The 20,104-nt window shown below is 68.8% G+C and carries 20 protein-coding genes, 1 tRNA gene and 2 pseudogenes; 5 read left to right on the top strand and 18 right to left on the bottom strand.

The features are described from left to right. Positions 1-31: 31 nt before the first annotated feature. From grpE to QIS99_RS00405, 4 genes are all read right to left on the bottom strand, one after another. Positions 32-745: a nucleotide exchange factor GrpE gene (gene grpE / locus QIS99_RS00390; protein WP_282509182.1), complete on the bottom strand. Its 714-nt coding sequence runs from the start codon at positions 743-745 to the stop codon at positions 32-34. Beyond that, positions 742-2,613, bottom strand: coding sequence for a molecular chaperone DnaK (gene dnaK, locus QIS99_RS00395; protein WP_282509183.1), 1,872 nt, complete (start codon positions 2,611-2,613; stop codon positions 742-744). The genes grpE and dnaK overlap by 4 nt, the downstream gene beginning before the upstream one ends. A gap of 130 nt (positions 2,614-2,743) precedes the next feature. Further along, entirely contained in the window at positions 2,744-3,547 is an 804-nt protein-coding gene (locus QIS99_RS00400) for an FkbM family methyltransferase (protein WP_282509184.1), read from the bottom strand. Beyond that, a complete protein-coding gene (locus QIS99_RS00405; RefSeq protein ID WP_282509186.1) occupies positions 3,544-4,854 on the bottom strand; it encodes an MraY family glycosyltransferase in 1,311 nt (436 codons plus the stop codon). The genes QIS99_RS00400 and QIS99_RS00405 overlap by 4 nt, the downstream gene beginning before the upstream one ends. 397 nt (positions 4,855-5,251) lie before the next feature. Here QIS99_RS00405 and QIS99_RS00410 point away from each other — a divergent pair, with 397 nt between their 5' ends. Together QIS99_RS00410 and QIS99_RS00415 are read left to right on the top strand one after the other, a co-directional pair. Beyond that, positions 5,252-7,543: a (Fe-S)-binding protein gene (locus QIS99_RS00410; RefSeq protein ID WP_282509188.1), complete on the top strand. Its 2,292-nt coding sequence runs from the start codon at positions 5,252-5,254 to the stop codon at positions 7,541-7,543. A 207-nt stretch (positions 7,544-7,750) separates the two neighbouring features. Continuing rightward, entirely contained in the window at positions 7,751-8,683 is a 933-nt protein-coding gene (locus QIS99_RS00415) for a Yip1 family protein (protein WP_282509190.1), read from the top strand. Positions 8,684-8,795: 112 nt separating this feature from the next. On the opposite strand, the gene QIS99_RS00420 is transcribed toward QIS99_RS00415, so the two are convergent. The 3 genes from QIS99_RS00420 to QIS99_RS00430 form a co-directional block, all read right to left on the bottom strand. After that, on the bottom strand, positions 8,796-9,284 hold the full coding sequence (locus QIS99_RS00420) for a phosphoribosyltransferase (protein WP_408909464.1): 489 nt from the start codon (positions 9,282-9,284) through the stop codon (positions 8,796-8,798). A gap of 26 nt (positions 9,285-9,310) precedes the next feature. Then, positions 9,311-9,886 carry a dCTP deaminase gene (gene dcd / locus QIS99_RS00425; protein ID WP_282509194.1) on the bottom strand — a complete coding sequence of 192 codons (576 nt, stop codon included), beginning with the start codon at positions 9,884-9,886 and terminating at the stop codon, positions 9,311-9,313. A 95-nt stretch (positions 9,887-9,981) separates the two neighbouring features. Further along, positions 9,982-10,173, bottom strand: a complete 192-nt coding sequence (locus QIS99_RS00430; protein WP_282509197.1) for a hypothetical protein — start codon at positions 10,171-10,173, stop codon at positions 9,982-9,984. Positions 10,174-10,394: 221 nt separating this feature from the next. Here QIS99_RS00430 and QIS99_RS00435 point away from each other — a divergent pair. Next, positions 10,395-10,468, top strand: a tRNA-Gly gene (locus tag QIS99_RS00435). Between the two features lie 622 nt (positions 10,469-11,090). Here the strand turns inward: QIS99_RS00435 and QIS99_RS00440 are convergent. The 4 genes and pseudogenes from QIS99_RS00440 to QIS99_RS00455 form a co-directional block, all read right to left on the bottom strand. Further along, positions 11,091-11,315 carry a hypothetical protein gene (locus tag QIS99_RS00440; RefSeq protein WP_282509199.1) on the bottom strand — a complete coding sequence of 75 codons (225 nt, stop codon included), beginning with the start codon at positions 11,313-11,315 and terminating at the stop codon, positions 11,091-11,093. Continuing rightward, positions 11,315-11,590: a hypothetical protein gene (locus QIS99_RS00445; RefSeq protein WP_282509202.1), complete on the bottom strand. Its 276-nt coding sequence runs from the start codon at positions 11,588-11,590 to the stop codon at positions 11,315-11,317. The genes QIS99_RS00440 and QIS99_RS00445 overlap by 1 nt, the downstream gene beginning before the upstream one ends. A gap of 4 nt (positions 11,591-11,594) precedes the next feature. After that, positions 11,595-11,768: pseudogene (locus QIS99_RS00450) on the bottom strand (tyrosine-type recombinase/integrase); the annotation flags it as partial. Between the two features lie 135 nt (positions 11,769-11,903). Then, a complete protein-coding gene (locus QIS99_RS00455) occupies positions 11,904-13,382 on the bottom strand; it encodes an FG-GAP-like repeat-containing protein (RefSeq protein ID WP_282509204.1) in 1,479 nt (492 codons plus the stop codon). Positions 13,383-14,007: 625 nt separating this feature from the next. On the opposite strand from QIS99_RS00455, the gene QIS99_RS00460 reads away from it, so the two are divergent. Next, positions 14,008-14,508: a DUF4241 domain-containing protein gene (locus tag QIS99_RS00460; RefSeq protein ID WP_282509863.1), complete on the top strand. Its 501-nt coding sequence runs from the start codon at positions 14,008-14,010 to the stop codon at positions 14,506-14,508. Positions 14,509-14,866: 358 nt separating this feature from the next. Then, on the top strand, positions 14,867-15,106 hold the full coding sequence (locus tag QIS99_RS00465) for a hypothetical protein (protein ID WP_282509206.1): 240 nt from the start codon (positions 14,867-14,869) through the stop codon (positions 15,104-15,106). Positions 15,107-15,240: 134 nt separating this feature from the next. On the opposite strand, the pseudogene QIS99_RS00470 reads toward QIS99_RS00465, so the two are convergent. The 7 genes and pseudogenes from QIS99_RS00470 to QIS99_RS00500 form a co-directional block, all read right to left on the bottom strand. Further along, positions 15,241-15,435 (bottom strand): annotated as a pseudogene (locus QIS99_RS00470) (CBS domain-containing protein); the annotation flags it as partial. A 338-nt stretch (positions 15,436-15,773) separates the two neighbouring features. Further along, entirely contained in the window at positions 15,774-16,070 is a 297-nt protein-coding gene (locus QIS99_RS00475; protein WP_282509208.1) for a hypothetical protein, read from the bottom strand. Then, positions 16,067-17,197: a hypothetical protein gene (locus tag QIS99_RS00480; RefSeq protein WP_282509210.1), complete on the bottom strand. Its 1,131-nt coding sequence runs from the start codon at positions 17,195-17,197 to the stop codon at positions 16,067-16,069. The genes QIS99_RS00475 and QIS99_RS00480 overlap by 4 nt, the downstream gene beginning before the upstream one ends. 34 nt (positions 17,198-17,231) lie before the next feature. Then, positions 17,232-17,453, bottom strand: a complete 222-nt coding sequence (locus QIS99_RS00485; RefSeq protein WP_282509212.1) for a hypothetical protein — start codon at positions 17,451-17,453, stop codon at positions 17,232-17,234. Between the two features lie 752 nt (positions 17,454-18,205). Continuing rightward, a complete protein-coding gene (locus tag QIS99_RS00490) occupies positions 18,206-18,421 on the bottom strand; it encodes a heavy-metal-associated domain-containing protein (RefSeq protein WP_282509214.1) in 216 nt (71 codons plus the stop codon). Beyond that, positions 18,418-19,533, bottom strand: coding sequence for an urease accessory protein UreH domain-containing protein (locus QIS99_RS00495; RefSeq protein ID WP_282509216.1), 1,116 nt, complete (start codon positions 19,531-19,533; stop codon positions 18,418-18,420). The genes QIS99_RS00490 and QIS99_RS00495 overlap by 4 nt, the downstream gene beginning before the upstream one ends. Positions 19,534-19,620: 87 nt before the next feature. Beyond that, on the bottom strand, positions 19,621-20,073 hold the full coding sequence (locus QIS99_RS00500; protein ID WP_282509218.1) for a hypothetical protein: 453 nt from the start codon (positions 20,071-20,073) through the stop codon (positions 19,621-19,623). Positions 20,074-20,104: the final 31 nt, after the last annotated feature.

Genomic DNA, 20,104 nt, shown 5'->3' on the forward strand with positions numbered 1-20,104 from the left:
CACCCGATCAACCGCGTTCACCTCAGCAGCTTCAGCCCTCGTCCGGGCCACCGCTCTCCTTGTCGTCCGCCGCTTCGGCGGTCTTGTCCTTCTTGCCCTTGGACTTGCCCTTGGGGTCGGCGTCCGCGTCGGCCTCGCCCTTGGCGGGCTGCGCGCCGGGCTGCGGCTCGGCGACGGCCACCCGCGCGGGGCGGATGGTGCGCTCACCGATGCGGTACCCGGGCTGCAGGATCGCGACGCAGGTCGTCTCGGTGACGTCCGGCGCGTAGCTGTGCATCAGGGCCTCGTGCACGGTCGGGTCGAAGGGCTCGCCCTCCTTGCCGAACTGCGTCAGGCCCATCTTCCCGGCGACCGTCTCCAGGGATTCGGCCACCGACTTGAAGCCGCCGACCAGTTCGCCGTGCTCACGGGCGCGGCCGATGTCGTCGAGCGTGGGCAGGAGTTCGGTCAGGAGGTTCGCCACGGCGATCTCCTTGACCGCGACCCGGTCCCGCTCGACCCGGCGGCGGTAGTTCTGGAACTCGGCCTGGAGCCGCTGGAGGTCGCCGGTGCGCTCGTTGAGCGCGGCCCGCGCCTGGTCCAGCTGCGCCGTCACACCGACGTCCGCTGCTGCGTCGTCCCCGGCCGGGGCCGCCCCCTCCTCAGCGGAGGGAGCGGCCTTCGACTCGGCGGCCTCGGGGGTGTCGCCGGAGGAGACGTCAGTGGGCTCGTCCTGCTCGTCGAAGCCCGGGGTCTCCTCCGTCATGCGGCGCCGCCCTTCGCGTTACCGGGCTTCTCGTCGTCGACGATCTCGGCGTCCACGACGTCGTCCTCCGGCTTGGCCTGCTCGGCACCCGGAGCGTCGGCGCCCGGGGCCTCGCCGCCCGCGGCCTGCGAGGCCTGGGCGTCGGCGTACATCGCCTGGCCCAGCTTCTGCGCGACGGCCTGGACCTTCTCGGTGGCGGTGCGGATCTCGGCTGTGTCGTCGCCCTTGAGCTTCTCCTTCAGCTCGGTGAGCGACTCCTCGACCTCGGTCTTCACCTCGCCGGGGACCTTCTCCTCGTTGTCCTTGAGGAACTTCTCCGTCTGGTAGACGAGCTGCTCGCCCTGGTTGCGGGACTCGGCGGCCTCGCGGCGCTTGGTGTCCTCGTCCGCGTACTGCTCGGCCTCCTGGCGCATGCGGTCGACCTCGTCCTTCGGCAGCGAGGAGCCGCCGGTGACGGTCATCTTCTGCTCCTTGCCCGTACCGAGGTCCTTGGCCGTGACGTGCATGATGCCGTTGGCGTCGATGTCGAAGGAGACCTCGATCTGCGGGACGCCGCGCGGGGCGGGCGGCAGACCGGTCAGCTCGAACATCCCGAGCTTCTTGTTGTACGCCGCGATCTCGCGCTCGCCCTGGTAGACCTGGATCTGCACGGACGGCTGGTTGTCCTCGGCCGTCGTGAAGATCTCGGAGCGCTTCGTCGGGATCGTGGTGTTGCGCTCGATCAGCTTGGTCATGATGCCGCCCTTGGTCTCGATACCGAGGGACAGCGGGGTCACGTCGAGGAGCAGGACGTCCTTGACCTCACCCTTGAGCACACCGGCCTGCAGGGCGGCGCCGATGGCGACGACCTCGTCCGGGTTGACGCCCTTGTTGGCCTCCTTGCCGCCGGTCAACTCCTTGACGAGCTCGGCGACGGCGGGCATGCGGGTGGAACCGCCGACCAGGACCACGTGGTCGATCTCGGACAGCTGGATGCCGGCGTCCTTGATGACGTTGTGGAACGGGGTCTTGCAGCGCTCGATCAGGTCCTGGGTGAGCTGCTGGAACTGGGCGCGCGTGAGCTTCTCGTCCAGGTGCAGCGGGCCCTCGGCGGAGGCCGTGATGTACGGCAGGTTGATCGTGGTCTCCGTGGAGGAGGACAGCTCGATCTTCGCCTTCTCGGCGGCCTCGCGCAGGCGCTGGAGCGCCATCTTGTCCTTGGAGAGGTCCACGCCGTGGCCGCTGTTGAACTGCTTGACCAGGTAGTCGACGACGCGCTGGTCCCAGTCGTCACCACCGAGGTGGTTGTCGCCGTTGGTGGCCTTCACCTCGACGACGCCGTCGCCGATCTCCAGGAGCGAGACGTCGAAGGTGCCGCCACCGAGGTCGAAGACGAGGATCGTCTGGTCGTCCTTGTCCAGGCCGTAGGCCAGGGCGGCGGAGGTGGGCTCGTTGACGATGCGCAGGACGTTCAGGCCCGCGATCTCGCCGGCCTCCTTGGTGGCCTGCCGCTCGGAGTCGTTGAAGTACGCCGGTACGGTGATGACCGCGTCCTGGACCTTCTCGCCGAGGTACGACTCCGCGTCGCGCTTCAGCTTCTGCAGGATGAAGGCGCTCATCTGCTGCGGGTTGAAGTCCTTGTCATCGATGGTGACCTTCCAGTCAGTGCCCATGTGGCGCTTGACCGACCGGATGGTCCTGTCGACGTTGGTGACCGCCTGACGCTTCGCGACCTCCCCGACGAGCACCTCGCCGTTCTTGGCGAAGGCGACGACGGACGGCGTGGTCCTGGCGCCCTCCGCGTTCGTGATGACGGTGGGCTCGCCGCCTTCGAGAACGCTGACGACGGAGTTAGTCGTGCCCAGGTCGATGCCGACCGCACGTGCCATTTCAATTCCTCCATGACTTGAGTGGAACAGGCTCAAGGATGCATGACGGATCGAAAAGCGTCAACAGACCTGAGTCTCATCGACTCAACTTTTATCCCGCGCTTACGGGCAACAGTGATGCGCGGCAGCGCTACGGACGGAGCAACACCAGCCCGCACTGCAGCAGTTCGCCCGAGCGCGGGTCGGCGGCACCCGGCACGAGGGACTTCAGCGAGAGCCCGAGGGACGACTGCGCGAGGTCCAGGGCCTCGGCGAACAGCGGCCCGTCCGCGTAATCCGGTACGAACGAGGTCTGCAGCTGCAGACCTGTCACGTCCCCGGTGTACTCGCCCGCACCGCGCAGCACCCGTGACTCGTAACCGCGCACGTCAAGGCGGAGGAAGACCCGCTCGCCGGGCGCCACGACCTGCTCCCACAGCTCGTCCAGGCGCCGCATCTCGACCGGCTGCCGGTCCACGTACGCCGAGCGCGGATGGGCCTCGCGGTGGCGGGGCAGCATCGGCAGGACCGAACTGGCGGCGCCGTCGTCGCCCGCGACGTTCAGGACGGCCGGGCCGCTCTCGTCGCCGAGCGCGTACGGCAGCACGCTCCACGCGTCGTCCTGCGCGGCGGCCCGCTCCAGCCTGCGGCGCGGTCCGTCCAGCGGCTCGAACGACACCATCCGCCCGCCGTACCCGGCCCGCCGGAGCCCGCCCGCGTACCGCCCGGCATGCGCACCCGCGTCCAGCACCAGGTCGACCTCGAACTCCGCGAGGAGCCGCACCAGTTGGGACGCGTACGCGGCGGGGTCGGGGTAGCGCGTGACATCGACACCGAAGCGCTGCGCGGCACCCCGCATCCGGCCGAGAAGCGTGGCCATGCGCGGGGCGGTCGTACGTGAGGTCGTCGTACGCGGGTTGGTCGTACGCGGGTTGGTCGTACGCGGGTTGGTCACGAGCGCGCTCCGGGGACGGCGGTACGGGTGCGGGGCTGGGGCCGGGGCTGGGCCCCGGACCGAGGGGGCTGGGGCGGGCGGGCCGCGGGGCGTGGTCCGCCCGCCGCCACCGTCGCCCGCCCGCGCGCCAGGACCGCGGCGGTACGGGTGCGCCTGGACGCGGTCCGCGGGCTGCGCGGGTGGGCGACGCGCGCCCCGGCACGCACGGCCTGCGGGGCGCGGGGGGAGGTGTCGGCGGCGTCGGCGGCGGCCCGGTCGTACCCGCGGACCCCGAGCAGCCCCCAGACCCCGGCGGCCACCGCAAGGAACAGCGGCAGCGCGGCGAGCGGGCCCCAGGTGCCGCGGTGCACCAGGACCCCGGTGAGCGCCCCGGCGAAGGCGGTGGCCCCGAGCACCACCGCCGCCCCGGGCGCCGTGAAGCCGACCCGGCGCAGCCGGTGCGCGACATGGTCGGTGCCGCCGGTCAGCAGGGGCCGGCCGGCGCGGCGACGGGCGAGCGCCACCAGAACGGTGTCCGCGAGCCCCACCACGGTCAGCGCGACCAGGCCGACCGCGCCGGGCAGCGGCGCGTGGCCGGTGTGCACGAGGACGGCGGCGCAGGCGAGCACGAAGCCGGTGAAGAGGGAGCCGCAGCCGCCGAGGAAGATCCGCGCCGGATGCCAGTTCTGCGCGAGGAACCCGGTGAGCGCGGCCGCGAGCACGCACAGGAGCAGCGTGAGTCCGCTCAGCCCCTCGGCGGCGGCGCAGAGCGCGAGCCCGAGCGCGGTGACGACGCCGACGAGGCCCAGCGCGCCGTCCGCGTGGTCGATCAGGTTGAGGGCGTTGGTGACCAGCACGATCCAGCCGACGGCGAGGAACCCGGCGGCCGGCGTGAGCTCGCTCACCCACACCACGGCGACCGCGGCCCCGGTCTCGACGACCAGCCGCGGCCGTACACCGAGCGGCCTGAGGTCGTCGACGAAGCCGAGCAGCGCGACCGCCCCGGCGGCACCGAGGAGTACGGCGACTCCGGCGCCGAGCGGCGCGTAGCCCGTGCAGACGACGATGACGGTGCCCGCCACGACGGCGAGGCCGCCGGTGTGCGGGGTGGGGCGGCCACCGGTGTGCTGGGTGGGGCGGGTGTGCGGGGTAGGTGGAGTAGGAGGGGTAGGTGGGGTAGGTGGGGTGTGCGGGGTGGGTCGGGTGTGCGTCTTGCGGGCGCCGGGCCGGTCGACGAGTCCGGCGCGCAGGCCGAGCAGGCGTGCGCAAGTGGTGAGCGCGGCGGTCAGGAGCAGGGCCACGACGGTGGCCACGATTCCGTAGAGCATGGGCGTCTTCCTCCCGTCGGACCCCGCGACCCCGCGACGCCGTGACGCCACGACGCCGTGACGCCGTGACGCCGTGACGCCACGACGGCGTGACGGGGCAGGGCGAGCGAGCAATAAGCTAGTTCGCTATAGACCGATTTATCGCGAATAACACGATTCACTGGTCCCGGAAAGCCGACAGCCGCCCGACCACCCCCGAGTGGCCCACAGCGCGGACGCGAGGACACCCACTCAGGGTTGCCTGAGCGACACAGATCACCGCACCCGTGGCTACAGTGCGGCTCAATAAGTGGGTAGTCTCAAACGGACTGCATAAGTTACCGCTTAGTAATCACTGGTCGCCGGTCAGCCGGCGGCAACGACGAGACCACCCCTCGCAGGCCCGAGGAGCCCCCAAATGCAACTCGCCGCGATCATCGTGTCGCTGGTACTGATCGTGGTCGGCGTGGCCCTGTTCGTCCGCGCCCTCCTGCAGATCTACACCTTCATGCGGCTCGGCCAGAACGTGCCCGCGGGCACCCGCACCGACGAGCCGGTGCAGCGCACCGTCACTGTGGCCAGGGAATTCTTCGGCCATACCCGGATGAACCGGTGGGGCATCGTCGGTGTCGCGCACTGGTTCGTGGCGATCGGCTTCTTCTCGCTGCTGCTGACGATCGTCAACGCCTTCGGCCAGCTGTTCAAGGCCGACTGGCTGCTGCCGATCATCGGCGAGTGGGCCCCGTACAACGTCTTCGTCGAGTTCCTCGGCACCATGACCGTGCTCGGCATCCTGACGCTGATCGTGATCCGCCAGCTCAGCAAGCCGAACAAGCCGGGCCGCAAGTCCCGCTTCGCGGGCTCCAACGCCGGTCAGGCGTACTTCGTCGAGGCCGTCATCCTCATCGTCGGCGTCTGCATCTTCATGCTGCACGCGCTCGAAGGCGCCCAGCACCACGTGGACAGCTACGAGGCGTCGTTCTTCATCTCGTACCCGGTGGTCTCCGCGCTGCAGGGCCTGGACCTGGGCACGCTGCAGAACCTCACGTACTTCTTCGCCGGGCTGAAGATCGCGACCTCCTTCATCTGGATGATCACGGTCGCCCTGAAGACCGACATGGGTGTGGCCTGGCACCGGTTCCTGGCCTTCCCGAACATCTGGTTCAAGCGGAACGCGACCGGCGAGACCTCGCTCGGCGCGCTGCTGCCTATGACCTCGGGCGGCAAGGAGATCGACTTCGAGGACCCGGGCGAGGACGACACATTCGGCGTCAGCCAGGTCGAGCAGTTCTCCTGGAAGGGCCTCCTCGACTTCTCCACGTGTACGGAGTGCGGTCGCTGCCAGTCGCAGTGCCCGGCCTGGAACACGGGCAAGCCGCTCTCGCCGAAGCTGCTGATCATGTCGCTGCGCGACCACGCGCACGCCAAGGCCCCGTACCTGCTCGCCGGTGGCGGCAAGTCGATGGAGGGCGAGGAGAAGGCTTCGGCCGAGGCTCTTGAGGGCGTTCCTGCGGCGGCTCTCGCGGAGGCCGAGCGTCCGCTGATCGGCACCGTCGAGGCTGTGTCCATCAACGGCTCCGCCGTGGGCGGCGTCATCGACCCGGACGTGCTGTGGTCCTGCACGACCTGTGGTGCCTGTGTCGAGCAGTGCCCGGTCGACATCGAGCACGTCGACCACATCGTCGACATGCGCCGCTACCAGGTGATGATCGAGTCCGCGTTCCCGTCCGAGGCGGGCACGATGCTCAAGAACCTGGAGAAGAAGGGCAACCCCTGGGGCCTGGCGAAGAAGCAGCGCCTGGAGTGGACCAAGGAGGTCGACTTCGAGGTGCCGGTCGTCGGCAAGACGATCGACGACCTCACCGAGGTCGAGTACCTGTACTGGGTCGGCTGCGCCGGCGCCCTGGAGGACCGCGCCAAGAAGACCACCAAGGCCTTCGCCGAGCTGCTGCACATCGCGGGCGTCAAGTTCGCGATCATGGGCGGCGACGAGAAGTGCACCGGCGACTCCGCCCGGCGTCTCGGCAACGAGCCCCTCTTCCAGGAGCTCGGCATGGAGAACGTGGCTACTTTGAACGCCGCCTTCGGTGAGGACGACGAGGACGAGGCGACGCGTAAGCCCAAGGCCGCGAAGAAGATCGTCGCGACCTGCCCGCACTGCCTCAACACCCTCGGCAACGAGTACCCGCAGCTCGGCGGCGACTACGAGGTCATCCACCACACCCAGCTGCTCCAGCACCTCATCGACGAGGGCAAGCTCATCCCCGTCACCCCCGTCGAGGGCCTGATCACCTACCACGACCCCTGCTACCTGGGCCGCCACAACAAGATCTACACGCCCCCGCGCGAGATCATCGGCAAGGTCCCGGGCCTCAGGAACGAGGAAATGCACCGCCACAAGGAGCGCGGCTTCTGCTGCGGCGCCGGTGGTGCCCGGATGTGGATGGAAGAGCGCATCGGCAAGCGCATCAACACCGAACGCGTCGACGAGGCGCTGTCCCTCAACCCGGACATCGTCTCCACCGCCTGCCCGTTCTGCCTCGTCATGCTCACCGACTCCGTCAACGGCAAGAAGAACGACGGCAAGGCCAAGGAGTCGCTGCAGGTCGTCGACGTCTCCCAGCTCCTGCTCGAATCCGTGAAGACCCCGGTCGACCCGGCGGGCGAGGCCGACTCGGAGGACGCGCCGGAGCCCGAGCCGGTGAAGTAGCCGGTCGTACGAGCGAGTTGAGGGGGCTGCCCGGCGGGGCGGCCCCCTCGGTCGTATCGTGAGCTACTTCTCGGTCGGGGGGCCCCGATTCGCCCCCGAAATCGTCCCCGCATTCATCCCCTAGGGGTTGTCACAGCTCGGCCGCAAAGCGCCCCCGCTGCGACCACCGTCACACAGCACCCCTTCAGACCAGGTACGTTCGATTACGTGGCTGGATTCAGGATCGGACGCGGCCGGGACAACCGCTCCCAGGGCCCTCGCCCGCAACAACACCCGCAGCAGCAGCCGTACGGACAGAACCCGCCGTACGGCGGCCCGCCCGCGCCCCCGTACCCGCAGCAGCAGTGGCCCCCGGCGGGCGGCGCACCGCACGGCGGGCCCGGCGGCAGACAGGGCGGCGGGCCCGGCAGCGGTGCGCACGGCGAGCCCGAGTACTTCGGCGACCCGCACCAGCACGCGCCGCACCCGCAGCACGGCGCCCCGCACGACCCGTTCGCGCCGAACAACAACCCCGGGCACACGCAGGCCTTCTCCATCGGCGAGGACCCGTACAGCCAGGGCGACACCTACCGCGCGGGCACCACGACCGCCCCGGCCGGGCCGCGGCTGCACTGGAAGGACCTGCTGCGCGGCATCGTCATGCGCCCCGGCCCGACCTTCCTGCAGATGCGGGACCACGCGATGTGGGGCCCGGCGCTGATCGTCACGTTCCTCTACGGGCTGCTCGCCGTCTTCGGCTTCGACACGGCCCGCGAGGACGCGATCAACGCCACACTCGCGACGAGCGTCCCGATCGTCCTCACCACCGGCGTCACCATCGTCGTCAGCGCCCTGGTGCTCGGCGTGGTCACCCACACCCTGGCCCGCCAGCTCGGCGGCGACGGCGCCTGGCAGCCGACGGTCGGCCTCTCCATGCTGATCATGTCCCTCACGGACGCCCCGCGCCTGGTCTTCGCCATGTTCCTCGGCGGCGACGCCCCGCTGGTCCAGGTCCTCGGCTGGGCGACGTGGGTCGCGGCAGGCGCGCTGTTCACCACGATGGTGGCCAAGTCCCACGACCTGGCCTGGCCGAAGGCCCTCGCGGCCTCCGCGATCCAACTGCTCGCCCTGCTGTCGATCATCAAGCTGGGCACGTTCTGAACGTACTTACGTAGGTACGCAGGCACGCAGGCACGCAACCACGCAGGTACGCAGGCACGCGGAAGGGCCGGCGGGAGAAATCCCACCGGCCCTTCCCTTTCCGTACGAGCTGTCAGGCGTCGAGAACCTGCCCCGCACGCCGCACGACGGGCGGCTCAACACTCCACGGAAAGTTGATCCATTCATCCGTGCGCTTCCACACGTACTCGCACTTCACCAGCGAATGCGACTTCTCGTAGATCACCGCGGAGCGGACCTCGGCGACGGTGTCGAGGCAGAAGTCGTGCACCAGCTTCAGGGTCTTGCCGGTGTCGGCGACGTCATCGGCGATCAGCACCTTCTTGTTGCTGAAGTCGATCGCGTTCGGCACGGGCGCCAGCATGACCGGCATTTCCAAGGTGGTACCGACCCCGGTGTAGAACTCCACATTCACCAGGTGGATGTTCTTGCAGTCGATCGCGTACGCGAGACCGCCCGCCACGAACACCCCGCCACGCGCGATGCTGAGCACTATGTCCGGCTGATATCCGTCATCGGCGATGGTCTGCGCGAGCTCACGCACGGCCACCCCGAACTTCTCGTACGTCAGATTCTCGCGCACGCCACCGACGTCACTCATACCGCTGCTCACACCTGCGTCCTGTGAAAGTTGAGATAGGAACGCGAAGCCGTCGGACCCCGCTGCCCCTGGTAACGCGAACCGTATCGCTCGCTGCCGTAAGGGAATTCAGCGGGAGAGCTGAGCTTGAACATGCACAACTGCCCGATCTTCATTCCCGGCCACAGCTTGATGGGCAGGGTCGCGAGATTGCTGAGCTCCAGCGTCACGTGTCCGGAGAAACCGGGGTCGATGAACCCCGCGGTGGAATGCGTGACGAGCCCGAGCCGCCCGAGGGAACTCTTTCCTTCAAGCCGGCTGGCGAGGTCATCGGGAAGCGTGATGACCTCATACGTCGACGCGAGCACGAATTCGCCGGGGTGCAGGATGAACGGCTCATCCCCCTCCGGCTCCACCGTCCGCGTCAGATCGGTCTGCTCGACGGCAGGGTCGATGTGCGGGTAACGGTGGTTCTCGAACACCCGGAAGTAACGGTCGAGCCGTACGTCGATGCTCGACGGCTGCACCATGGTTTCGTCGTACGGGTCGATCCGCACCCGCCCGGCATCGATCTCGGCCCGGATGTCCTTGTCTGAGAGAAGCACGCCCCGAGGATACGCAGAGCGCGCGGGCGCGCCCCAATCGGACGCCTCCCGCGCGCTCGGCCGAACCGTTTCACTGCCGGTTCGCCACGGCCTGGCTACCGCTGTGCCGACGCGTCCACCGGCACCGCGTGCCGCAACCGAGCACAGCGCGGACACCGGATCAGGCGCCCAGGCCCGATCCGCTCGGAGCCGAGCTGCTGCATCGGAAACGAAGCGGTGCTGAAAACATGCCCTTCGGCACAACGGACGACGGTGCGCTCCATCAAGTCTTCGAGTCCCTTCCCCATGTGAGTCCTGGGTCGCTGACTGCAACGAAACCTCACATTACGGGATGAAAGGGACGCCCCTCCAGGCGGCACTCCGCACCGCCACGGTACGCCCCAACTCCCGTACCCCGCAGCCGGTTCCAGCCCCCACGGAGGCAGACTCACAGACCGGCGCGCACACCGGAGGGCACGGATGGGGTAGGGTGTCCACACGATGCGACAGGTCATGGCCTCGCATCTGTGCGGGTGTAGTTTAATGGTAGAACATGAGCTTCCCAAGCTCAGAGCGCGGGTTCGATTCCCGTCACCCGCTCCACGACAAACCCCCAGGTCATCGACCCGGGGGTTGTTTGTTGTCTAGTCCAATTTCGGGGCTCGTGCCATTCGCGTGCCATAAGTGGGCGGTTGGCGCAGGCAGTTGAGGGGTCATGAGCCCCTTCTCGGCAATCTGATCCGGCACCATTCCAAATCGCGAGACGGACTTTCGGTGACTGAGTCACATAGCGCTTGTGGGGGCAAACCGACGCTTCCGCAAACCGGACCCCAGGGCTGATTCCCACTCGGCCTCCGAGCAGGCTCCCGGCGACAAGCCAGTCAACCCTCGTGCCCAAACAACCCCCAGGGCCGACACCTGGGGCTGCGTGGTCCGTTGTTCCGATCACGAACGCTTTCGCGATCTCCTCTCAGCCGATGATCCTTCCGGGCCCTCACCGGACGTGGGCGCCTCCGGCGGGAACCATGCATCTGACAGCTCGCGCGGAAGATCTCTCCCGGCATCGCGAGAACTGGCACGGTCGGTTTACTGCATCCACGCTGGCCCCTCTCGCTTCGCAGCCAGACGCGGCCATCACGCTCAGGAGCCGCCGCGGCTATCTGCCGGCCACTCCTGAGAACCATCGGCTGGGCCGGCTCTTCGAGAGCATCCCCGGAGATTCGGCTCAGGCGGCCCGCCCATCGCCCTCGGGGCGGATCACATCGCGGCGCACAGAACGAGTGACCGCATCACCCTGCAGGTTCACGGCTTGGAGTGCATCGACGGTTTCCAACGCCTTGTGACGATCAGTCACAGTCAGCGCGAGATGGAACCCGGCCGGTTCGACCAGGCCCTCCCTCGCGTCGACCTTCTGACCGGTGCCGCGCGCGAGGAGGCACGCCGCTTTCACTATGAATCACACCTGTACGCCAGCGCGGCCAGCCACATGACAACCTGTCCCGGTGCCCCCATCTCGCCCGCTGCAGTGAGCAGTTCAAGAAGGGAGGCACTTTCTTCGACTGCCGCCGCGGCATCGTGGCCGGGCCTCATTCCCGCGGCCACGACATCGCCGACGTGTTCCGTGCCCTTGCCTGTCTGTCCCCTGGCCGGTACCCGCAACTCGCGCACCTTCTGGGCACCGCCGAAGGTCTCGACGCCGTGTGGTCCGACCTTGAAGGGCCCCATTCTCCTTCTGGTGCCGCTTCGTCGAGTGCTGGTAGATCAACTGGGCGCGCTCGCTGGACTGGCCGGCGCGGGCCATGAGGTCCTTCAACTTGGCTCCCGTGTCGGGGGCGAGGGTGTTGCCGGTCTGCCGGAGGTCGTAGAAGCGGAAGCCATCGGGCAGGCCGACCTTGGCGCGGGCCAGGGCGCGGTCAGCGTGAGCCGCCGATGACGAGCGGTGATCGGCTCCGTCTGACGGGGCGGCGTCGTCCGCGGACGGCCCAGGCCCGGGATGCCGCTCCCCGGCCTGGGCCGTCCCGTTTCCGGGACCGCGCTCTCAGCCGACGTCAGGGAGCGGCTGAGGCGTTATCGGCGGGTGCCCCTGGAGGCTGCTGCCGAGGTGCGGCTGTCCGGCGGTCGACAGCAGATAGGACGTCGGGGTCAGGCTGCGTGCTCCGGTGACCGTGAGGGTGATGTCCGATCCGAGGAGCGTGGTGAGCGCGCCGCTCTCGGCGTCCTCGCCCAGCGCCGCGACGGTCAGGTCCTTCCGGCCGTCACCGTTGAGGTCGCTGAGCAGCAGCCGGGAGCCGAAACCGTCGCCGGCCTCGTTCTCGCCGGGGACGCCCTCGGTGCCCTGGTCGAATACCTGGCGGTTGGTCGTCGTGAGCCCGATGGAGCCGCCGTACATGACGGTCACGTGCCCGGCGTCGGCGACGGTGTCGGCGTCGGTGTCCTCGTTGGGGTCGCCGACGGCGAGGTCGTCGTGGCCGTCGCCGTTGATGTCACCCGCGGCGAGTCCGGCGCCGTACTGGTCGTACAGGTCGCCGTCGCCCGGTGTGTCGAAGTCGTCCTGGGTGAGGGTGTACCTCTCGACGTCGTCCACCGTCCAGGTGGGGTCGGTCTGGGAGACGGGGCGGCCCGGGACGTAGGTGATCTCGCCGCCGTGCTCGCCCTCACGGCCGAGGACGATGTCCCCGTAGCCGTCGTTGTCGAAGTCCCCGAAGACCGAGGAGTAGCCACCGCGGTAGCCGACCTGCAGGGGCGACGGGTTGAGGCCCAGCGTGCTTGCGTCACCCCCGCTTCGATAGAGCTGGGAGTGGTTGAACAGCAGGTCGTCCGCGCCGTCGCCGGTGACGTCACCTGACGTGAGGGCGACGACCTCGCCTCCCCAGGCATTCAGGTTGCCCAGCGGGTACGTACCGCTGTCGGCACCGTCGTTGGCGATGCCGCCCGCGTACAGCCAGGCTTGGGCCGAGGTGTTGCCGGCGGCCAGGTCGTCCTTGCCGTCTCCGTTGAAGTCACCCGCGGCGAGGGTCCGCCCGTGGGCGTCCTGATCGGTGCTCGTGGGATCGGCGAGTCTGGCGCTGCCCCGCAGGCCGTCCGGGGAGCCCCACAGGATCTGGACGATGCCGGCGTCCTGATCGTCACCGACGTCCTCGCCCGGGGCACCGGTGGCGAGATCGGCGAAGCCGTCGTTGTTGAAGTCGGCGATGGCCACGGAGAATCCGAAGTGGTCACCGGCCGCCGCCTGCCCACCGACGCCTTTGGAATTCTGGGTGAATGTGACCCGCTCGGCCTGGCCGGCGCCCGCGCCCGCCGCGGAGCCGTACGCGACCGTGACGGCCCCGGCACCCGCCAGACCGTCGACCGTGGCGTCGGGGGCGGAGGCGGCGAGGTCGACGTAGCCGTCGCCGTTGAAGTCCCCGTCGCGGCCGGACACCGAGGCACGATCGCCGGTCGCCGCGAAGGCGCTGCCCGCGAGAGCGGGGACCAGCAGGCCGCCCGTCAAGGCAGCGAGAGCGATGGCAGTTGCCATGCGGTGGTTACGTCCAGACAAGGGCTGTCTTCCCTCTTCAAATGTCACGCGAAATCTCCCGATGTGAAACGTGACGACCCCCGGTCGGGGGTCCGTGAACCTGGCGTGGGGGGAGAACGAACGTCAAACGTGGGGGGGGGGGGAGACCGAACGTCACTGCAGACGGCCGTCCGGCCGGCTGCCGATCATGACTGGTCGGCGCGCAACAATAACCGCTCCCGCCGACACTCATGCCCCAGAAGTCACGGGCGTTCATCACGGAACCGTCGGTTGGCCAGGTCGAGTTCAGACGTCGGCACCTGGCGACAGGTCGGATCGCGGCGATGCACGAAGAGCCGATGTCAGTGGGCCCACGTAGCTTTCGGTTGACCGTCCGGCCGGGCGGCGAGGAGGGGTGGGACATGAAGTGGGTCGGGGACGCGCGGCTGGCAGCCGGGCCTGAGGCCACGTGGTACTTGGAGACGGCGTTCACGCCCGGTGCTCACCTGGGGACGGTGTACGACGATCCGACAACACCCGTCGTCGTGACGAGCATCGAGGAGGTGACGACCATCCGTGTACCCAGCGGCCGCCTTGTGGTCGATGCGCCGTGGGACGACGACGACACCTGGCGCTATGAGCGTGGATTGCCGACGACGCCACCGCGGGAGCTGGCGGCGCGCATTTCCCCGGCGTCTACCGAGTGGAGCTCGCGTGGACGGCAGGCCCGTACGAGTTCTTCGGTGAACGCTTCGATGGCGTCGAGTGCGCGGCGACCCGGTTGCGCATCAGTGATGCCCCGGTGGTCGGGTGGGAGATGGGCCTGGGTGTCGGCGAGGACATCGAGCAGCTACCGCCGGGCGAGCATCCCCGGTTCGGCGCGGACCATAATGTCGGCTGCTTCGCCGACGCCGGCGCGTGGACGACGTTGTCCGCACCATTTCGCACATGCGTGGATGGTTGTTGGCAGCCGCGTGACAGCGGACAGCTTTCGGACGGGTGCGAGCGGATCAGCGACGAGTCACAGCAAGCCGATCTGGTGACGTTCACGGCACAGTCAGGCGGCGTCGTCTGGCTGGGGCGAACCGAGAGCGGCGACGTGGCCGCGATCGTCGTCACCAGCGGCATGGCCGGCGCCAAAGCATGATGTCGCTGCCTTGAAGCAGACCGGGTCCTACCCCCGTGACCACCGCCCCGCGGGCGACCCAGCGCTTGCTGCAGCAACGACACCTTTCCGCTCACACCACCAGAGTTCTCTGACACAGGCCAGTGAGGGCCGATCGGCTCCTGGTGAGCGGCTTCCTCACCGCCGTGCCATTCGCGTGCCATAGGCGCTGTGTCACAGGGGTCAACAGGGGTCGCGGAGCACGGTCAACGGCCACCTCCGTCAGACATGATTTCCCCTGGTCAAAGCACAGATCACCGCTGGAAGGCACCTGCGCGGCGACGCGGCCGCCGGGCGCCGCACCGCCCTGATCCGGTGGGGCGAGCGGCGCAGCGGCGTGGTGTGCGCCGTCACCCCACTCGCCGTCGGCCTGCTCTACGTCACCGCCGCCGCGGCCACCGACCGCACGCTGCTGCCCGCGGCCCTGGTGCTGCTCGCCGGCGCGGTGGTGACGGCGCGCCTGGTGCGGGTCACGTCGTCCGCGGAGCCGCGCGAGCGCAGTCGCCTGCCGTACAAGTCGTTCATGCTGACCCAGTACGGCGCCTGCCTGACGCAGATCGCGGTGGAACTGCTCGTCTGAACCTTGCCCTTGATCGTGGACACCTGGAGAGTCGCCTCCGCAAGCGCCAGTTCGACACCTGTGTAGAAATGACGTGAAACGCCCCGCTCCCAGACCGGGATGGCCGGGGCGTTTCCACGGAACACGGATTTTCCTCAGGCGAGGCTCGGCTCCATCAGCCGGGCCAACAGGGCGTCGAGGCTGACCAGTCCGAGCAGGCGGCCGGAGTCGTCGCCGGCCACGGCGAGCGTGGCGCGGCGGCGGCGCAGTTCGTCGACGGCCTTGGCGATGGTGTCGCCGGGGGCGAGTTCCGGCACCGGGCGGGCCAGGTGGCGGGCGTCGAGGGCCTTCTTCGAGAAGGCGGAAGACATGGTCGCCACACTTCGCGATGTGCACCGCCGTGCGGGCACGCTGGTTGACGAAGACCAACGCTCAGACGCTCGGTCTGGGGCGACGTGCGGCACGGCCGACGGCGCACAGCCGCCGAATCTTCCAAGCCATCCGTCCGGCAGGTAGGTGGGTAGGTGAGGCGACGCGACCCGACCGCATGCACACCGGATCCACAGAGTGTGGACCGAAGCCATCCGCACCGCCCACCAGCACGATCCCGGGAAGCTCGCCGGCCAGCATGCCGCGCGCGTCGCTCCCCCACGCCTGCCCCTTCCCGTCTGCGCTCAGTGCTCTTTACTCAGGAACCGCAGTCACGGCCGGCATCACACTGCCAACCGGAAAAGCCGCCTTCGCGGGGATGCTCGATGTCGTGGTCGAACTGTATGAATCCCCAGGCCACCCAGGCGATGAAGGCGATGCAGAGCGAGCTGCCGACCCACAAGGCCACCTTCTTCAGAAGGCGGCCGGATCCCTCGCCGTTCTCGTGAGAGCCGTTGCCGCTGTCCTCGTCATCGACGTCGCCTCGGCGCGTCGGCTGGGCGGCAGCACCCGCCGACTCCGGGCGCTGCCGTGCCCCGGTGTGCCGGCCCTTCACGACCGAGCCGTCATCTCGTCCGACGAGCCGGACACGTTGAAGTCCCGTGCCATACCGGAAGTGTGGAGATGGGCGATGTCGGCCTGCTCCAGCTCCATGCCCAGCGGGCCCGGTCCGCCGCCGGACACCGTGGCACGGTGCTCGCTGGGGATGCCCCAGTCGTATCGCTTCTTGACCTCGACGTGGTACGTGATCTCGCCGTCCTCCTTCTCTCCGACGAGACGGTACTGAAAGTGGTTGAGCGCGTAGTACCACTCCATACTGCTGTCGCCGTCCTCCGGCCTGGGGGCGGTGGAGGACCAGTCGGTGGTGAACGGTCCGTCCCTGCGCTTGCGGACGTCGTTCGTCAGCGTGTCGTCGACGTCCTCCCGGAAGGCAGGGATCTCGTCCATCATCTGCTGCGGTTCGACCTCGACGGGTTTTCCAGTGCCGTCCAGGTAGTGCTTGACCAGGCCGGCGGCCGTCGGCCAGCCCTTGATCGTGGCGAAGTAGGCGGCCACGTTGTTGAGCTGGTTATGGACCTGGCGGTCCTTGGCGGTGGGCTCCACGATCCCGAACTTACGGTTCTCGGACTCGAAGTTGCCGACCGTACCGAAGATCACCTTGAGGCTCTTCGCCAGCCATTCGTCGTCCTCTACGGCGTCATCGAGCAACTTCCGCACACGGGTCTCCAGCGAGTCCGCAGTCGCCCTGCGTTCGTCGAGCATCCTGTCGGACTCCGGGTAGTTCGGGTCGTACATCACCTCCCAGTCGACCCTGCCGGAGTCGGAGATCGTCATCCCTTCCCGCAGGGCCTCCTCCTGAAGGCTCTCGGCACGCAGCTTCAGACCCGCCAGGCCCTCCACTCCACCGCGTCCGGTGTCGCCGTCGGCCTCTGTGTCCAGGAATTTCCGCAGCGCTCTGACCTCTTTGTCCAGCGCGTCGATGTCCATCTGGATGCGGTCACAGTATTTCTGCGCGGCGGAACCACCCTCGCCTCGCCAGTGATCCTTGTGGAGAGGCGTAACCACGTCATCGTGAAAGCCCGTACGGGCCTCCACCAGCTTCGTGTGGACCTTCACCCACTCGTCGGCAAAGGTCTCCAGTCCTGCGACGTCAAGTTGCAGCAGTGCAGTGAAGCCGGGCATGTCCCATCCTGTATGCCGGTGCGGTCCGTGAAGGTCAGGAGAACTGAGAGGCAGTACGTGTCTCGTTCGCGTCGTAGGCATCCGCGCTGAGGCGGAAGTTGTCCGCTGCCTGATCGAGCCGCTGCACGACAAACTGATTCAGCTTCTCCCAGCGCCCCTCAAGCTCGTCGAGACTGCCGATAAAGTCCCAGCCGTCGGCCGCGCGGGCCAAGCCGTCACTCGCGTCCTCCGCCAGGCCCCGTGTCTTGCGGATCACTTCTGACGCTGTTTCGCAGTGTTCAGCCCTCTTACGCAGGAACGACGAGGTGACACCGACGTCCGGCTCCTTGCCCCACGGCGCCGGCGGGGTCGGGCTGGGATTCGGAGAGGGCGAAGGCTCCGGGGTGGGACGATCACCGCCAGACCCTGGTCCGGACGGCGAAGGACTTGGAGTGGGGCCCGGAGTAGGGCCCGGCGATGGCTCTGCGGTCAGCGCGTATGCGGCCCTCGGATCGACTGGCTCGCCCATACTTCTCCCCCAGCTACCGCGAACTCGTCCCTCATGAGGCACGACGACTCTCCTGAAATGTACAGGACACTGGACAGGCCGCGACGAGTCCGTCCGACGATCCCGAGCGAACATGATCCGACGATCCCGAGCGAACATGAACTGAGCGATGAGGCCGGCTCCTGGCCCCGAGTGCCTCCGAGCGGAGACCAACTCCCGCATACAGGGCGCTTTTTGATCAACCATGAGCTGCAGGTAGATTCCGAGCTTCGCCGCTGCAGATGAAGGGACGACGAACGGTGCTGCGGTGAGCCCGAGATGCCGTACTGGCCTCCGGAGAGGACCGCGCATGGCCACTCGGTACAGCGCACCTGAAGCGGCGCTCGGGAGGCGGCGTTTCCCCTGATCAGAGGCCGAATTGCAGCCCGAAAGCCGATTGATTCCCAAGCTCAGAGCGCGGTTTCGATTCCCGTCACCCGCTGCGGCAGTACGGGGCCACGAGATCGGGCGGCAGTCGGCAGTCAGGCGATCGCTGTAGCCGTGTAGCCGGCGGTGGCGATGGCCGCGACGATCTCCTGGGCCGGGACTGGGCGTTCGAGTTCGACGACGGTGCGCTCGGTGCGCAGGTGGGTGGTGCTGGTGGTGACGCCGGGGAGTTCTTCGACCTCGTCGTCGATGAGGAGGCCGCAGCTGTTGCAGTGCATGCCGGTGACGGCGAATTCGAGGCGGAGGGTCATCGTGCGGTCTCCTTCGGGGTGGTGGTGCGGGGGCCGGTGGTGCTGGGGTCGGTGGTGCTGGGGCCGGTGGTGCTGGGGCCGGTGGGCTGCTGGAAGGTGATCTCGCCGCCGTACATGCCCATGCCGCAGGTGAAGTTGAGGGTGCCGGGTTTGGGGGTGCCGAGGTCGATGGGGGTCCGGCCGGTGACGGGGAGGATTTCCTGGACGCCCTCGTCGGGGACGACGAAGGAACGTACGCAGCCGTTGGTGTTGTCGGTGGCGACGACGAGCTTGGTCGGGACGCCTGCGGTCGCGGTGATGGCGGTGGGTGCGTAGGAGTTGGTGCGGGCCTGGACGATGATGGTCTGGACTCCGCCGGTCGTGGTCACGGTCTTCTGCGGCGACTGCAGGGTCTGCGGCGCGGCGGCCGCCGGGGCGGAGGCGGGCCACCAGCCGCCGAGGCGCAGGCCGGAGCCGGCGGTCCACAGCGCGACGGCGAGGACGATCACCGCGGTGACGATGCTGAGGCGGCCCTGCCAGCGGCGGGCTGCGGAGCGGAGCAGGAAGCCGAGTACGGCGAAGAGCGGTCCGGTGCCGAGGACGAACCCCGCCATGACGGCGGCACCGGCGAGCGGGGACCCGGCGGTGACGGCGATCAGCTCCACGCTGAGGGTGACACCGCAGGGGATGAGGACGGTGAGGAAGCCGAGTACGGCCGGGGTGGTGACGGCGGTCGACTTCGCCGACCTTCGTACCCGCCGCCCCCAGGAGGCGGGCGACCTCGGGACGAAGCGGCGCACGGCACGGACGCCGAGCATGTCGAGGGCGAACAGCAGCATCAGCACCGCGCTCGCGATCAGCAGTACGGCGCGGGCTCGGGGGCCTGGCTGGATGGCGGCGCCGACCAGGCCGAGGGCCGCGCCGAGGAGCGTGTGGGAGACGAGCTTGGCGCCGAGGAACGCTCCGACCGGGGCGAACAGGCCGCTGCGCTCCCATGCTTCGGAGCTCCAGGAAGTGGCGCGGCGGCCGACGGCGCCGGCGAGCAGGCCGCCCTGGACGGCGGCGCAGGAGGCGCCGCCGGCGAAGAGACCGGTGGTCAAGCCGGTGACGAACAAGGTGGTGGTGGAGGCCATGAGGTAAGGACTCTCTCTGCTGAGATGGCCGGATCAGGACATGACGAGGCACCCGGAGGCCCAACGGGCAGGCGGGCGCGGGTGTTGTCAGGTCCGGCTGACGCAGAGGAGCGCGACGGGATCGGGTGCCCGGGGCCAGGCGCACCCGTCGTCGACCGCTGCAGCGCTCAGCGGTTCGGCGGAAACCGGAGGTACCGCGAGGGTGTCCGTGCCGGGGGCGGCGGCGGGTGCGACAAACAGTGGCGTGTGCGCAGTCGTGAGCGGGCAGTCCATGCTCATGGCCGGACACTCGTCGGGCGCGGGAGCCATCGCATGCAGGCCCTGTTCCCTCTCCGCGTGGGCCACCTCGGCGGTCATGGCTTCGGCCGTCATGGCTTCGGCCGTCATGGCTTCGGCCGTCATGCCGGGCATGGGCTCGGCCATGGTCATGGCCATGGTGGTGTGCGCGGGGCCCCACATCAAGTAGGCGCAGGCCAGCAGCGCACCGGCCACGAGGGCGGCGAGCGCGGGCCGGGGGCGCCGGGCGGGGCGGACGAGCATGCCGCCGATGCTATCCAGGCGCCGCCCGACC

The organism is Streptomyces solicavernae, assembly GCF_029968095.1.
Classification (GTDB): Bacteria; Actinomycetota; Actinomycetes; order Streptomycetales; family Streptomycetaceae; genus Streptomyces; species Streptomyces solicavernae.